15 protein-coding genes are annotated in these 14,157 nt (G+C 46.2%); 8 read left to right on the plus strand and 7 right to left on the minus strand.

Features of this window, described 5'->3' with window-relative positions; all coding sequences use genetic code 11:
• Positions 1 to 108: 108 nt before the first annotated feature.
• On the minus strand, positions 109 to 1,014 hold the full coding sequence (locus BW42_RS04735) for a methyl-accepting chemotaxis protein (protein WP_035408084.1): 906 nt from the start codon (positions 1,012 to 1,014) through the stop codon (positions 109 to 111).
• Positions 1,015 to 1,274: 260 nt separating this feature from the next.
• Here BW42_RS04735 and BW42_RS04740 point away from each other — a divergent pair, with 260 nt between their 5' ends.
• The 3 genes from BW42_RS04740 to BW42_RS04750 are packed head-to-tail and all read left to right on the plus strand — an operon-like array spanning position 1,275 to position 3,813.
• Positions 1,275 to 2,258 carry an ROK family protein gene (locus tag BW42_RS04740; RefSeq protein ID WP_035408086.1) on the plus strand — a complete coding sequence of 328 codons (984 nt, stop codon included), beginning with the start codon at positions 1,275 to 1,277 and terminating at the stop codon, positions 2,256 to 2,258.
• Positions 2,255 to 3,418, plus strand: coding sequence for a sugar MFS transporter (locus tag BW42_RS04745; protein ID WP_035408088.1), 1,164 nt, complete (start codon positions 2,255 to 2,257; stop codon positions 3,416 to 3,418). Before BW42_RS04740 ends, BW42_RS04745 begins: the two co-directional genes overlap by 4 nt.
• Before the next feature lie 17 nt (positions 3,419 to 3,435).
• Positions 3,436 to 3,813 (plus strand): VOC family protein, encoded by a 378-nt coding sequence (locus BW42_RS04750; protein ID WP_035408090.1) that lies wholly within the window; start codon positions 3,436 to 3,438, stop codon positions 3,811 to 3,813.
• Between the two features lie 65 nt (positions 3,814 to 3,878).
• Here BW42_RS04750 and BW42_RS04755 read toward each other — a convergent pair whose 3' ends face one another.
• Positions 3,879 to 4,352 carry a hypothetical protein gene (locus tag BW42_RS04755; protein ID WP_035408091.1) on the minus strand — a complete coding sequence of 158 codons (474 nt, stop codon included), beginning with the start codon at positions 4,350 to 4,352 and terminating at the stop codon, positions 3,879 to 3,881.
• A gap of 445 nt (positions 4,353 to 4,797) precedes the next feature.
• Between BW42_RS04755 and BW42_RS04760 the strand changes: the two genes are divergently transcribed.
• Positions 4,798 to 8,019, plus strand: coding sequence for an ABC transporter permease (locus BW42_RS04760; protein WP_035408094.1), 3,222 nt, complete (start codon positions 4,798 to 4,800; stop codon positions 8,017 to 8,019).
• 135 nt (positions 8,020 to 8,154) lie between these two features.
• On the opposite strand, the gene BW42_RS04765 is transcribed toward BW42_RS04760, so the two are convergent.
• The gene (locus BW42_RS04765; protein ID WP_035408095.1) at positions 8,155 to 8,439 is read right to left on the minus strand and encodes a hypothetical protein; all 285 of its coding nucleotides are present in this window, start codon (positions 8,437 to 8,439) and stop codon (positions 8,155 to 8,157) included.
• Positions 8,436 to 8,738 carry a DUF2089 family protein gene (locus BW42_RS04770; RefSeq protein WP_035408098.1) on the minus strand — a complete coding sequence of 101 codons (303 nt, stop codon included), beginning with the start codon at positions 8,736 to 8,738 and terminating at the stop codon, positions 8,436 to 8,438. Before BW42_RS04770 ends, BW42_RS04765 begins: the two co-directional genes overlap by 4 nt.
• A gap of 187 nt (positions 8,739 to 8,925) precedes the next feature.
• Here BW42_RS04770 and BW42_RS04775 point away from each other — a divergent pair, with 187 nt between their 5' ends.
• From BW42_RS04775 to BW42_RS04785, 3 genes are read left to right on the plus strand one after another with little or no spacing between them, the layout of a single operon-like run.
• On the plus strand, positions 8,926 to 9,339 hold the full coding sequence (locus BW42_RS04775; RefSeq protein WP_035408100.1) for a DUF4064 domain-containing protein: 414 nt from the start codon (positions 8,926 to 8,928) through the stop codon (positions 9,337 to 9,339).
• Between the two features lie 28 nt (positions 9,340 to 9,367).
• The gene (locus BW42_RS04780) at positions 9,368 to 10,057 is read left to right on the plus strand and encodes an ABC transporter permease (protein ID WP_035408101.1); all 690 of its coding nucleotides are present in this window, start codon (positions 9,368 to 9,370) and stop codon (positions 10,055 to 10,057) included.
• Entirely contained in the window at positions 10,057 to 10,986 is a 930-nt protein-coding gene (locus tag BW42_RS04785; RefSeq protein WP_035408104.1) for an ABC transporter ATP-binding protein, read from the plus strand. The genes BW42_RS04780 and BW42_RS04785 overlap by 1 nt, the downstream gene beginning before the upstream one ends.
• A 118-nt stretch (positions 10,987 to 11,104) precedes the next feature.
• Here BW42_RS04785 and BW42_RS04790 read toward each other — a convergent pair whose 3' ends face one another.
• Entirely contained in the window at positions 11,105 to 11,437 is a 333-nt protein-coding gene (locus BW42_RS04790) for a hypothetical protein (protein ID WP_035408106.1), read from the minus strand.
• A gap of 75 nt (positions 11,438 to 11,512) precedes the next feature.
• On the opposite strand from BW42_RS04790, the gene BW42_RS04795 reads away from it, so the two are divergent.
• Entirely contained in the window at positions 11,513 to 12,088 is a 576-nt protein-coding gene (locus tag BW42_RS04795; protein WP_035408108.1) for a hypothetical protein, read from the plus strand.
• 105 nt (positions 12,089 to 12,193) lie between these two features.
• On the opposite strand, the gene BW42_RS04800 is transcribed toward BW42_RS04795, so the two are convergent.
• Together BW42_RS04800 and BW42_RS04805 are read right to left on the minus strand one after the other, a co-directional pair.
• Entirely contained in the window at positions 12,194 to 13,153 is a 960-nt protein-coding gene (locus BW42_RS04800) for an iron ABC transporter permease (protein ID WP_035409590.1), read from the minus strand.
• A gap of 5 nt (positions 13,154 to 13,158) precedes the next feature.
• Positions 13,159 to 14,142: an iron ABC transporter permease gene (locus BW42_RS04805; RefSeq protein ID WP_035408110.1), complete on the minus strand. Its 984-nt coding sequence runs from the start codon at positions 14,140 to 14,142 to the stop codon at positions 13,159 to 13,161.
• Positions 14,143 to 14,157: the final 15 nt, after the last annotated feature.

Genomic DNA, 14,157 nt, shown 5'->3' on the forward strand with positions numbered 1-14,157 from the left:
GAAATTCGCTCCCTTTTCGTTTTGTAGTATATTAACATATTATTCCAAAGTGTAGGGGTACTTTTTATACAAAACGGCACTCCGTTTTATCGGAATGCCGTCTCTCACTTAAATTGCTTTTGTAAAATCTCGCGCTGTCTCCGTTAACGACGATGCTGCACTCTGCACGTCATGGAAACGATCAACCGTTTCCGCAACGACGATGACGCTTGCTTGTGCATCGGTCGTTGCTTGCGTCATCGCACGGGCAATCCGCTGTAGTTCATCGTTCATTCGCTGTGTCGTTTGCCGGACATCAACGACGGCTTGCTCGACGAGTTTCGAGAGATTGCGGACCTCTGTCGCGACGACATTGAACCCTTTCCCGTGTTCACCGGCTCGTGCTGCTTCAATCGAGGCATTGAGTGACAAGAGATTCGTCTGGGACGCGATCGTTTTAATCGTCTCGGTCACTTGGGCGATATCTTGCGCCTGGCGCTGCAAGCGTTCAATCGTCTGATGGTTATCACGGGTCGTCTCAGCCATCTGCTCGATTGTTTGCCGTAACGCTTTGCTCTCCCGCTCGCCATGCGTCGACCGCGTGTTCAGATCACTGGCGATCGCATCAAACGAAGTCGCGAATTGTTGAATCGTCTGCTGACGATCGGTGATATCAGAGGCGATCTTCAAGACACCGGTCACTTCTGTTCCATCGTATATCGGCATATAGGTCGCTTCTAGCCAAATCGATTGACCATACGCATCGATCCGTTCAATTTTATCCGCCGTACTGAAGCCGCTAAAAAGCTTCTGCCAAAATGCTTGATAATTGTCGCTCATTGCGAACTCCGTCGTACAGAATAGATGATGTTGCATCCCAATCATCTCTTCTCGTTTATATTTCATCGTCTTCGCGAACAAGCCATTGACATCAACGACACGACGTTGCCGATCGAATCGAATCATCGCGACGTTATCGCGCAGGGAGGCTACAATATCTTGGGATCCTAGGTCGGTTGATAGTTGTGTGGTCATGATTACAAGCTCCTCTCGCCATCTACCTCCCGTTACAGGCTATCCAAGATATTACAAATCGGAATAGTATGAATTAAAGATATATGACTAAAATTTTTTCACTTCTTTTATTATTATCCAGAGAGAGTAAGAATGAAACATGATTTTCAGTAGATTTATTTCTTCCCTCTTTTTTGTTGTCTATATTTCCCGACCTGCTATACTTAAATCAAAACTTATTAAAATATTTTAATAAGTAATCCAAATTGGAGGTTTATCCTTTGACTGAAGTCCTCTCTCGTACTCGTCACGCTTTTTTGATCGACCATCTCGATACGATTCCGGTGATTCGGAACGTCCTAGACGTCAGTTTTCCGACTGCGAGCAAACAGATTGATCAGATGATCACTGCTCGGGAAATTGAAGAGACACCACTTGAATTGGTTCGCGGTGGTCGTCCGGCAAAACGGTATCGCTATCGCGTGAATCACTTTCACGGACTCGCTCTTTATCTCGAACGAACGTATCTGCAGTATCGCATCCACGACGTCGGTGGACATGTGATCGCAACGGATCGCCTGAACTTCGATTCGACGGATCATGTATCTGTTTTATTGAGCACGCTGACAGCATTACTTAACGATCATCCACGTATTCAGACGCTTTCGATTGGTGTCGCCGGTGCCGTTGATACGACCGGCACAATCCTATTCGCCCCGGATTATCCGACGCTAGACGGTCGCCCCTTACAACAAGAACTGACTGAACGGTTCGGGCGACCCGTCATCGTCGAAAATGATATGAACGCTGCGGTCCGTGCGCAAGCTTCTGATAACAAGACGACCGTCTATATGTATCTCGGAACGAACGGACCGGGAGCCGGTGTCGCCGTTTCAGGTCATATCGTCCACGGAGCGCATCACTTCGCTGGAGAGATCTCGTTCATCCCGTTTGACGACAAGCGAAATGTCGGACAAGCCCTCGCGACGACTACACCACACTCTGACGACTGGTATGAGGCGTTAAGTCGAATCATCCTCTCGTTTAGCGCCACCTTAAATCCGGATGTTATCTTGTTCGCAGCGTCAGATGTCTCGGATGACGGGTTAGCTCGATTGACGGATCGATGCGCCAAGCGCTTTCCGCTCAGCAAATTACCTCAGTTGCGAAAAGGCGACTGGGAAACCGATTATTTAGATGGTTTGATGCAACTCAGCATCCAGTCGTTCATTGAACAAATTCCGTTAGGAGGTCTCGCCCGATGACCCGTCTACTATTACCTTTGATTTATCTCGCTTTTATCAGTCTTGGTCTTCCAGATGCGTTACTCGGTACGGCGTGGCCTGTGATGCGGCTCGATCTCGACGCCCCGCTCGACATGGCAGGTTGGCTCTTCATGACGATCGCTGCCGGAACGATCGTCTCGAGTCTGTTTAGCGGTCGACTGATCGAACGTTATTCAACAGGTCCGATCACGGCAGCTTCTGCCGGTTTGACGGCTCTGGCATTGATTGGTTTTTACGTTGCTCCCTCCTTGATTTGGCTATTTGTCCTTGCGATCCCGCTCGGACTGGGTGCTGGAGTCGTCGACGCGGCGTTGAATCATTTCGTCGCCACGCATTATCAAGCGCATCACATGAACTGGCTCCATTGCTTCTGGGGCATCGGTGCGACGGCTGGTCCGCTCATCATGGCTGGCGTATTGCTCGATTCCGGCTGGCGTTTTGGTTACCTCGTCGTCGGCGCATTGCAACTCGTCTTGATGATTGTCTTAATCGTCAGCTTACCCCTCTGGAAGCGGGCTCCGAAACATGTGTCTCAACAGGTTCAGACCGTGAGTACGTCGTCAGGAAAACCACGCGGATTGATTGCCGCTCTCGCTGCCTTCTGCTTTTATTGTGGAGCCGAAGCGGTCGTCGGGCTGTGGGGCAGCAGTTATCTTGTCCAAGTCCGGTCCTTTTCCGTAACATCAGCAGCGACGTGGATTTCCGTCTACTACGGAAGTATCACCGCGGGGCGCTTCATCAGTGGTTTTCTATCGCTGCGCTGGTCGAATCGTCGTTTGATTCGTGTCGGTCAATGGACGGCATTCGTCGGAGCCACCTGTTTCATCCTCGCACCTGCTGCCTGGATGCCGCTTGGTTTCGTACTTGTCGGGCTTGGTCTCGCACCGATTTATCCGGCAATGCTCCATGAGACGCCGGTTCGCTTCGGGGAGGCCGCGGCGCAACGGCTGATGGGGGTACAAATGGCATTCGCCTATACCGGTAGTACCTTCATGCCGCCATTGTTCGGATGGCTGGCGACGTCCTACTCCTTATCGTTGTTCCATTGGTTCACGATCAGTCTCATCTTCTTGATGCTGATCGCTACGGAAGGATTGAACCGGATGTTATTCAGACAGCGATTGGCAAAAGCGTCTTGAAAAAAGGAGGAATGAAGATGAAGATTGAACATATCGCCCTTTGGGTGGCAGATCTGGAAGGGATGCGTCAATTCTACGAAACACATTTTAATGCTACGACAGGCGAGCGATATCATAATCCGATGAAAGGGTTCACGTCATATTTCCTGACGTTCTCGAGTGGTGCGCGTCTTGAATTGATGCAACGGACGGATATCACGGAACGGACGATGAATGCGCTCGGTTATGCCCACCTCGCCTTTTCGCTCGGCAGTAAACAAGCAGTCGATGACTGGACAGCTCGGTTACAGGATGAAGGTATACAACATCTTGACGGTCCTCGGACGACGGGTGACGGGTATTATGAAAGTACGATCGCGGACCCGGAAGGTAATGTGATTGAATTGACGGTCTAATAGATGAAACGAAACAATCCCTCATTCTGATTAGAGTGAGGGATTGTTTGTCGGTCGATGACTGTTCAATTGTTTTCTGCTTGTTGGTATTTCTCTTGACGAGCAGACTTCCGACGATTGATCATTCGTTCAAATACGAGAAGAGACCCTACTGGGTAGAACAATAAGAAGATTACTTTCAATAGAATCTCCGTATCCATCCACGCTGAAAATGGTGGCAAGATGCCAAATAGAAGAAGAATTAATAATGTCAGAACTCCTCCTAACAGCAGGTGCAGGACGATCGACCATCTACGCTTATGCTTTTGCTGACTCACGATATATTCAATCCCTAATGATAGCGGTGTCCCGATCCCTAAAAAAATCAAACTCGTATAAAAGACCGTCACGACATAGACCTCGATCAGAACGAATATCGTCATGAACAGATTTTCTTCAACACTCCCGAGGTTCACTGGATTCATCAATAAATAGATGAATCCAAAATGAAGACTCATCAACAGAATTGCCTTCATTTTCTGCAATACTCGCTTTTTCATAGATGCCTCCCCCTTTCGAAAATAGTAAAAGACAGTAAAAGCCTCTATGAACTGAGGTTCCTACTGTCTTTATCGCTCGATTCACCTATCTTAACATAACGTATAGTTCTGTAAAACATTGACAACGTTCGTTTAATAATTCATCCATTACATTTCAGAAAAACAGTCGCTCATCCTAGTCCATTTATTTGGTAAATATGTAAATTGACTAATTTTTCAGTTATTAACTTTCTCTTTTCATTTTATCTATGGTTATAATTAGGTAGGTATTGGATTTATTTACTTACATATGGAATTTAAATCGTCATTAAGGAGGTTTTACGTATGACCAATTCGTTACACGCATTCAGTCATACTTCACTTCAGTCGATGCTTAACGCAAGATCGACTCATCGAAATCCGTTAATAACGAGACCGTACATTCAAACGCAGGAGGTTTTTGCCGATGCTTAAGTTCATCTGGAATTCCTGGTGGCGCAATAAAGAGCGCTTCATCCTGCTGCTCGTCGGTGTCCTGATCGTCAGTACCGGACTGAGTTATTTGATCGGTACGACGCAAGCCAATAACGGGACTGTCGTCGATGAGCTACAAAAGCGTTGGGGATCTTCTTACGACATCGTCGTCCGCCCGGAAGGCAGCCGGAGCGTAACGGAAGACTTGAAGTTACTTGAGCCCAACTATATGAGTGGTCTCGATGGTGGGATCACCCGCAAACAATACGAGACGATCAAAAAAGTCACTGACGTCGAGGTCGCTGCCCCGATCGCGATGATCGGCTACAATCAAACAGTTTCGAGTGTCGGTACGCACACGATCGATCAAGAAGGGATTTATAAACTGACGATCAAAGATACGCAAGATACCGGATTACAAAACGAATCATCGAGTGGGGTCACCTACTTAGCAGCAGGATGGGAACCCACAGGGGATGCAAAAAAATCAGGGGTGTCTCCCCTCCTCCTTGGAAAGCAGCCACTTTTTGAGTATGGGAGCCAAATCATGATTGCAGGGGTTGATCCCGAAGCGGAAGCCGCACTCGTCGGCTTGGACCAAGCGACGACAAAAGGAACCTATAGTAACTATTTTTCAAAAGATGATCAGGTCATCTCGTTCGGGGAAGACGGTGTTCAAATCCCAATCTTGTTGAACAATCGTGAATATGTCGATGCGTCACGCATCTACACGTACGAAAAAGTCGAGCTTCCGTCTAAAAAGAAATCCATCAACGACATGGTACAACAAGTCGAACAAAAAGGTGGAAAAGAATACTTAGACTCCTTACCGACAAGCGATGCGAAACGTTATACGATCACGACACAAGATGTCCAGAAGAAGCTCGTCAATGATATTTTAAAACACACGTTACCGACCGCTGAAGAGACGAACAGCAATTCCTTTACATGGATTGCCTTAAAACCGTCTCCGATCGACTACCGTTCGATCAAAAGTCCTTACGCTTCACGTTGGCCGTTCACCTATCAAGTCCAACCAAAACAAGTCGACCAAGATTCCTTGCTCGCTAAACGCAGCATGTACCGGGAAGCGCGCATGTTTGGAAAAGATAGCGTGGATTGGCCCAAAGTCAACTTGAACTATATTGGGGTCTTCGATCCGAAGAAATTGAATATCTCGAAAGACCCGCTGACAGAACTGCCGATGGAGACGTACTTCCCGTCAAAAGCCCAGTGGGTGATGGACAAGAATGAACGTCCCGTCAATCCGGTCCGAGACGTTAAACCAACGAATGATCCGTATGATTTCCTGACGAAACCACCGTCGATGCTGACGACGCTCGATGCTGCGTTCAAAATTCGTGGCGACAAAGCGATTTCAGCCATCCGCGTCAACGTCAAAGGTGTCGAGACAATGAACGCTGCTAGCGAGAAAAAGCTCCAACAGGTGACGACAGAAATCGAACAGAAGACAGGTCTAATCACGGATGTGACACTTGGTTCCTCGCCGCAACTCGCTTTGACCTATTTACCGGGGCTAAAAGACGAATCAGCGCTTGGCTGGGTTCAGCAACCGTGGATTAAGCTCGGCTCGTCGATTGCGATCTTTCAGGAAGCAAAAGTTGGGATGAGCGGCATCATCGCCAGTGTCATCGCCGTCGCACTCGTCTATGTCTTCAGCTCGAATATCATCTTGCTCTACGCTCGAAAGAAAGAGTTCGCGATTTTACTATCGCTCGGTTGGCGCCCGCGTCAACTCTCGAAACTGCTGTTCCTCGAAGCAACAATACTTGGTACATTTGTCGTCTTGATTGCTTGGACGATTCTCGGTTCGTTCTGGGTCACAACGGACAATCCGATTGCAATCGATCGGATTCTATTGATCGGTCTTGCTGGTTTACTCATTTACTGGGGTGGAACGCTCGTACCGATGACGCTCATCCGACGGATCAAACCGTATGAAAGCATGCGTTCTGGTGAAGTCTCAAAAGGTCGTCGTTTCGTCCGCGCGCGTAGCGTGCTTGGGATGAGTACCAATCAGCTTGTCACGTACTGGCAACGGACAGGACTCTCGGTCGTCGCGATTGCCTTACCGACGAGTCTGTTCATCTTCTTTCTCTTCATCACGTTCCGCTTAAAAGGCGTCTTGTACGCAACGTGGCTCGGCGAATATGTCGCGCTTGAAGTCGGGACGATGCATTACGTCGCGATGGGCGTCGCTCTATTAATCGCTATTCTAACGACGACCGAAATCATGTGGCAAAACGTCAATGAACGGAAGAGTCAGCTTGCTGTTCTTAAAGCGACAGGCTGGCAAGACGTGCAAATCCGTTTACTTGTATTGAGTGAAGGGATGATGACGGGACTCTGTGCTGGTGTGATTGGTCTTTTGACTGCACTTGGAATGATCGGTTTCATTTACGGACAATTCCCGGTTCAAGAGCTCGGTTTCCTTAGCGTCATGCTCTTGATTCCTGTGATCACTGGCGTATTAGGTGCCTTACTTCCTGCTGAGCGCGCTGTCCGCATCACACCGAATGCGGCACTCGGTAGTGTCGTTGAAAATACACAGGCGACAGAACGACGTTTCAAATGGGCTCTCGGATCGATTGCTGCTTCCTTGTGTATCGGGGTTGCGAGCCTGTTCTTGTTCGCCTCAACCGAATCCTCGACGACTACACCACAGAGTGCTCCTCAGCAACAAACGAACGGACAAAAATTAAAGGATTTGGCTTCTGATACGACAACATCCGCTGACAAGAAAACAACCAAGCAGGAGGCGGCACTTAAAAAACTGATGAAGAAAGGCGTCATCCAAACCTACCCAGGTGACCCGGAAGCAAAATATGAACTATTTTATGCTAAATCACTCGCTCCGACGCCAAAAGATTTGAATTTAAAAGAAAAGCCTGGTTATCGGTATGTTACGATTCCTGTCTTTATGCACAACTCGGATACACAAAGTAAAGGTGCATATTCAACTTATAGACCGGGAACATTTACGTTGACTTCACTAGATGGTAAAGAATATTCTACCGTTGATTATGTCAATCACAATGAAAAAGCATTCAAGAACGGCTATCAATACTTCGCTCCGTATGAGTCACTTGTCGACTTAGTCTATCAAGTACCTGTCGACAAAAAAACATTTGTTCTCTACGCGGCAGATGAAGCTTTTCCAAAGAATACGACAGTGAAGGTTGAACTCGATTAAAATGAACGGAATATAAATCTAGCCCGTAACACGTAAAAGAGAGTAGCCTCTGTTTCATCAAAACAGAGGCTACTCTCTTTTATATAAAAACGATCTCTCTCAAGATCGTCTTCATGTGAAACGATATGTACGACTTTACAGCGTATCGTGCACGCGCATTCGTTCCAGTTCTTTTTCTTGATTCTTTTTTAAAGCTTTTCGACCACGCGACCATTGTTCCCAAAGTGAAATCAACCCGATTCCTAAAATCAACACGTAGGCTAATAGGCTATTATATCTACCATCAAAGTAACGCCACGTCATCACGATCACTAAAATGATCGGCATGATGATGCCGAGATATGGATTGTGACGACTCGATAAGAAATACTGTATTCCTAAACAGATACTGATAAGTAGAGCAGAAACGAAGAAATTCATTGATTGTTACCCCTCTCAAGTCGATATTTTTCGATGATTTTTTTTGCATCCTCAATCGTGATGCGATCCTCGATTGCCATTTGTTTAATATATGTGATGAACGGTTCATTCTCGATTTTCTCATTCACTTCGATTTTCTGAATGATACGATCGACACGAATTCGGACGGTCGGATAGGACACATCATAATGTTTTGCTAGTTCCTTCAAGGAACCTGAGCTTACGATGAATTTTTTCACGAATTCCACTTCTTCCAATTCTAGAGATAAAACCCAATCGGGAACATCATCTTTCTTCATTTACCATTTCCCTCCTATGTATTCACAATAGCATTTATTTAAATAAAGTTAAAGTATTTTTGATTTTAATTAAAGATTTAACCAATAAAAAATTAAAATATATTCATTTTCCCACTTGTCATAGAGATTCAAGTCATGGTAGTTTAGGAATGTCAAATCGGAAAAATAAGGAAAAGGAGTGTTTTACTTGAAAAGAACAACAGAGTACATATTTGCAGTCATCGGTATCGTTTTGTTTGGATCATTGTGCTTAGGCGGTTTTCTATTGTCTGGCTCGATTGCGGATCACGCTGGCATGAAAGATTTGGTCGATCAATTCATTCGCGATGAGAACATCACGGATGTCACGGCTAATCAAATCCTCATATCCTTCCAACAATTCTTCTTGTACCTTGGTGCCGTCTCGCTCTTATGTACATTAGGAGGCATCTTCTCAATCGTCCGGATTCGCAAAAACGGTTCTGCTGGAAAGCTATTGATCATTACAGCGATTCTCGGAGGAATCTTTACGTTACTCGCCGGCGCCTTCGGTTCAATCGCTTACTTGATTGCCGGTATCACGAATGTATCAAAGAATAAGAAGCTAGCGCGACAATATTAATCTTACTTAGAGAAAGGTGCGTCTACATATGTTTGCCATTACGCTTCGCGAATTCAAATCACTTTTTCAAAGCATCCGCGCCATCCTGATCATCGTCGTCTTGTTCGGCGTGACGACTGGTTCTGCTAAACTCGTCAGCCAGTTCAAAGGGCAACTCAGTGATCTTGGTCTAGGTAACAATGCGTATATCATCGGATTGATGTTACTTCTGTTTTTAGCTGCTCCTTTATTCGTGACAAGTATTTCTCATAGTAGTGTCAATAAAGAGATCGAGTCGAAGACGATTCGTTTTCTTACAACAAAAACGTCCCGTGAAAACATCATTTTCGGGAAGTTTTTAGGCAACGTATCGTTTTGGGTCCTCTGCCTGACAGTTGCCCTCATATTAATCGTTCCATTTTCAAAGTCGTTTCATTTCGTCGATTTGATTCAAAGCATCATCTTCGTCTCTTATTTCATTGGATTGTCGTTGTTTCTTTCAACAGTCGTCAATAATTCCTCGATGACGATGTTCGTCGGAATCTTCATCTCGATCGCGCTTCCGGTCATCGGGATGTGGAGTCTTATTTCGAAGAATGTCATCGTTGATACGTTGTCTTACTTAACGCCGTATTATTACTATACGCAAGAAAACACTGCTTATACTTACCTTGTTTTGATTCATATCGCTGTTTTCGTCTTGACGACTCTGATTATCTTTAAAAGGAGAGATCTCTGATGTTAGCCCTTCGTGCAACCAATTTAACGAAACAATACGGCAATAAGACCGTCGTCAACCAGTTGAATCTCGAGATCGAGCAAGGGGCCATCTTCGGATTCCTTGGTCAAAATGGCGCCGGTAAATCAACTTTCATCAATATGATCACTGGACTGGTCCGTCCGACGTCCGGAACATTCGAGTTACTCGGAGCGCCGAACGATTCCTTGAAAGATGTCCGGACACGGATTGGTGTTCTACCGGATTACTCGACCTTTTACGAAAACTTCACGGCGCTCGATCACTTGAAGTATTTCAGTAAAGTCCTTGGTCTGAAGACGACGATCGACGAGTTGAAGCAACTTCTGCGTGATGTACAACTCGAAGACGCGATCGATATGAAAACGAAGAACTACTCGTTCGGGATGAAAAAAAAGCTTGGCATTGCCCAAGCTTTAATCAATCGACCGGATATCTTATTTTTAGATGAACCGACATCTGGCGTTGATGCCAACTCGATTCTCGGAATTCACTCTTTGATTCGCAAGATTGCAGCAGACGGAACGACGATATTTCTAACGTCCCACAACTTGGACGAGGTCGAAAAACTATGTACGGAGATTGCAATCATGCAGGCTGGATCAATCCAAACGCAAGGTACGATGGAGGAGTTACGGGAACAATATGAGAAAAACATCACTGTTCATGTCAAACATGCGTTGCTCGACAATGAGATGCAACTACACTTGCAGTCCAAGTTGTCGACGCTTGCGAAAGACGTCAATGTCTCCCCGACTCAGTCAACGTTCATCGTCCAAAGTGAACAGGATATTGCGACGATCAATTCTTATCTTGTCTCACAACAGATCCATGTCTATCGACTCGAAGTAGAAGAAGCGTCCTTAGAAGAAATCTTCTTGAATCTAGGCACAGAAAGTCGCTCGGCTTAAACACTCGTTTTGAATCGATACATTATGAATTAAAAATCAGGCTTCCTAGCATCGTGAATATACGATGTCAGGAAGCCTGATTTATGTAGCTCAATTCTATTTTATATAAGATACTACTTTAAGGACCCGTACCGCAGGAAACAGCATACTTTTCCGCGTTGACCTTCTTTGAATAACAGATAAAAGGTGTTCCTCCCGTTTCACTTTTCCAATCATACCAAAACATATGGTACCGTTCTGCAACAGGATCTTGTTCCGTAATGACCGCAAAGTAATTTTGATAGTAATAGCCTTGTTTGTATAGTTCGTGTCTAAGAGCACCTTTAGGCGTAGCATCTGTAAACAGAATAGGTGATAGTACCGGCATGAGTAATACAATGAGGGCTATAACTCCTAAAAATAGTGCCAAAAATTTCTTTTTCCTTTTTTTCTTAAAATTCGACTTACTCATTTTTATACCCTTTCCTTTTTTGGTTTTTTTTGTTATATAATAACATGAATCAAACAATAGAAAGAGGTCGCGATCGTGAAAAAAACTATTTTTTCATCCCTCACTTTAGGTGTCATCCTATATGCTGGTTTCTTATGGAGTAATGCGATTGCCGATTCTAATGTTGCACAAGAAAAATCTAAGAGTAGCATCACAGAGGAACAAGCCTTCAATTTTTTCACTACAGTGCTTGAGCAACAAAAAGCAGATTTCTTGAACAATACTCCGTTAGCGCATACTAACCTTTCAAAGTTATCTGAAGGGGACGAGGCTGTATTGATTTTTCTATCCACTACGGAAGTCGATAAAATTCAGCTGAATTCATTCAAATACAACATTTCTGATGTCAAAGTCTATTCAGAGAATCAAAAAAATTATGCTGAAGCGTATGTCACACGAACTTTTAACTTCGGAAAAAGTGGTCTTGAAACGGGTTTAGGTGATCAATTGGTACTTGAAATTCCATCACATGTAGACGATCAAAGCACATCTGTTTCTTCGAGTAAATTAACCATTGAATCGAATCCAAACGCTAATAACGTTTCAGTTGATGAATTTTTAGAAAAGTATAAAGAGGAAGTAGAAAAATCAAACCAACTTGAAGCCAAATAAATATAGAAAGATGTCGCCATGATTCGTCAAGTGCGTACTTCTTTCCTTTCATAAAAATGGAGTCCTTCGCGTAATCGCTAGGACTCCATTTTGGTAGATCGAACATCATGCCGTCCGTTCTCTCCGTAAAAGATACAGGAAATACGGCACACCGATGATCGCTGTGATCAATCCGGCTGGTACTTCAAGTGGTGGATGTATCCCTCGACCGAGTGCATCCGCGACGACGAGTAACCCTCCGCCGAGCAACAGCGCCATCGGCAACACAGCAAGATGCTTATGACCAACGAGACGCCGTGCCATATGTGGCGCAATCAGTCCGATGAAACCAATCGCACCGACCGTCGCGACGGCAACACCAGCTAGAATGACCGCGAGCGCCAAGAAGATGTGCCGCGTCCGCTGAATTGGTAATCCGAGACCGATACTGACTTCTTCACTGAGTGATAAGACATCGAGTTGACGATGGCGATAGAAGATGATTGCACCAATCACGACGAGCACGGGCGCTAAGATCATCACTTCCTGCCACCCTTTCCCGAACAGACTCCCAGCGAGCCAGACGAGTGAATCGTTCGTTTGGAGCGGAAACTTGATCAACAAGTATTCCGTCCCTGAAGCACAAATCGCACTGACCGCGATACCAAGTAACGCAAACGAACTGCGGGATACATTCCCACCCCGCTCAAGCATAATCAATGCCAGCATGACGAGTGCTGCTCCGATGAAAGCAGCGATTGGTGTTAACAAGAGCGGACCATCCGGCACGAGGGCAATCGTTAAGACGGCGAACAGTGACGCACCATTCGTCACACCGATCACGTCAGGCGAAATCAATGGATTACGGATGACACTTTGTAAGATGACTCCTGCAAGTGAGAAACTCGCACCTGCTAAGAAAGCAAGGACAGTTCGCGGCAGACGGTAATTTTGGACGATGAAGGCATCCTTTCCACCAAAGAACGACTGCCATAGTTCCGATAACGATAACTGAATCGAGCCGACCGACAGTAAGGCAAAACTCGCGAAGAACACGAGCACCGCAACAATCAAAATCCGACGCATGTCTTTCATCGTAATCCCCCTTTCATCTGACGACGTGCCAGAACAAGGAAGAATGGTGCACCGAGCAATGACGTCACGATGCCGACTGGTGACTCATACGGATAGGCGATGAACCGCGCGAGGACATCGGCATACGTCAGCAGAAGTCCACCGATGACGGCAGCGACCGGCAGAACGATCCGGTAATCTTCCCCGACGAGGCGCCGCGTGATGTGCGGAACCATTAATCCAATGAAACCGATCGCTCCGGCGACGGCAACGGTGACGCCTGCGAGTAAGACGACACTGATGCCGGCAAGCAAACGGATTCGCGTCACTTTTTGCCCGAGACCGACCGCGACGTCTTGCCCCAGTTGGAAGACAGCGAGTGATTTCGCGAGACTCGCCGCAAGAAGCAAACCAGCAATCGACCATGGGAGGACGATCCGTAGTTCGAGCCAGCTCGCGTCACTGAGCGAACCGGACAACCAGTACAAGACGTTCGTGATCCGGTCGTTGAACAAGATCAAGCCTTTCGTCAGCGACGTCAACAAGAGATGGATCGCCATCCCGACGAGGGCAAGTTTTAATGCTGTCATCCCGCGAACGGAGGCGAACGAAAAGACTAGCACTCCACCGACTAAGGCACCGGCAAAGGCGAAGTAGATCAAATTTGCCGTTCCGAGCGACGGAAAGACGAGCAGGCTTAAGACGACGAGAAATGACGCACCGGCATTGACACCAAAGACTTGCGGTGAAGCGAGCGGATTTCGTGTCACGGCTTGCATGATTGCCCCTGCAACGGCAAGATTCGCTCCGAGCAACAATCCGAGTAAGAGCCGCGGTAAGCGCAGATTTGTCAGGACGAGCCCTGCTTTTGATGTCGTGCCACTGATCCACTCTTGGACTAAGTGAATCGGATTCATCTGTGTGATGCCAAAGAACAGGCTACTATAAACCGCCAAGCAACCGAGTAATAAGAGTACAAAAATCAGACGTTTCCGCTGCACCGGATGGTTCCCCTT

The organism is Exiguobacterium sp. RIT341 (assembly GCF_000632205.1).
Lineage (GTDB): Bacteria > Bacillota > Bacilli > Exiguobacteriales > Exiguobacteriaceae > Exiguobacterium_A.

Coding starts and splice junctions, on each gene's coding strand:
- BW42_RS04735 (WP_035408084.1), bottom strand. CDS start 1,014: ATGACCACACAACTATCAACCGACCTAGGATCCCAAGATATTGTAGCC.
- BW42_RS04750 (WP_035408090.1), top strand. CDS start 3,436: ATGAAGATTGAACATATCGCCCTTTGGGTGGCAGATCTGGAAGGGATG.
- BW42_RS04760 (WP_035408094.1), top strand. CDS start 4,798: ATGCTTAAGTTCATCTGGAATTCCTGGTGGCGCAATAAAGAGCGCTTC.
- BW42_RS04800 (WP_035409590.1), bottom strand. CDS start 13,153: ATGCGTCGGATTTTGATTGTTGCGGTGCTCGTGTTCTTCGCGAGTTTT.
- BW42_RS04755 (WP_035408091.1), bottom strand. CDS start 4,352: ATGAAAAAGCGAGTATTGCAGAAAATGAAGGCAATTCTGTTGATGAGT.
- BW42_RS04790 (WP_035408106.1), bottom strand. CDS start 11,437: ATGAGTAAGTCGAATTTTAAGAAAAAAAGGAAAAAGAAATTTTTGGCA.
- BW42_RS04770 (WP_035408098.1), bottom strand. CDS start 8,738: ATGAAGAAAGATGATGTTCCCGATTGGGTTTTATCTCTAGAATTGGAA.
- BW42_RS04745 (WP_035408088.1), top strand. CDS start 2,255: ATGACCCGTCTACTATTACCTTTGATTTATCTCGCTTTTATCAGTCTT.
- BW42_RS04780 (WP_035408101.1), top strand. CDS start 9,368: ATGTTTGCCATTACGCTTCGCGAATTCAAATCACTTTTTCAAAGCATC.
- BW42_RS04785 (WP_035408104.1), top strand. CDS start 10,057: ATGTTAGCCCTTCGTGCAACCAATTTAACGAAACAATACGGCAATAAG.
- BW42_RS04765 (WP_035408095.1), bottom strand. CDS start 8,439: ATGAATTTCTTCGTTTCTGCTCTACTTATCAGTATCTGTTTAGGAATA.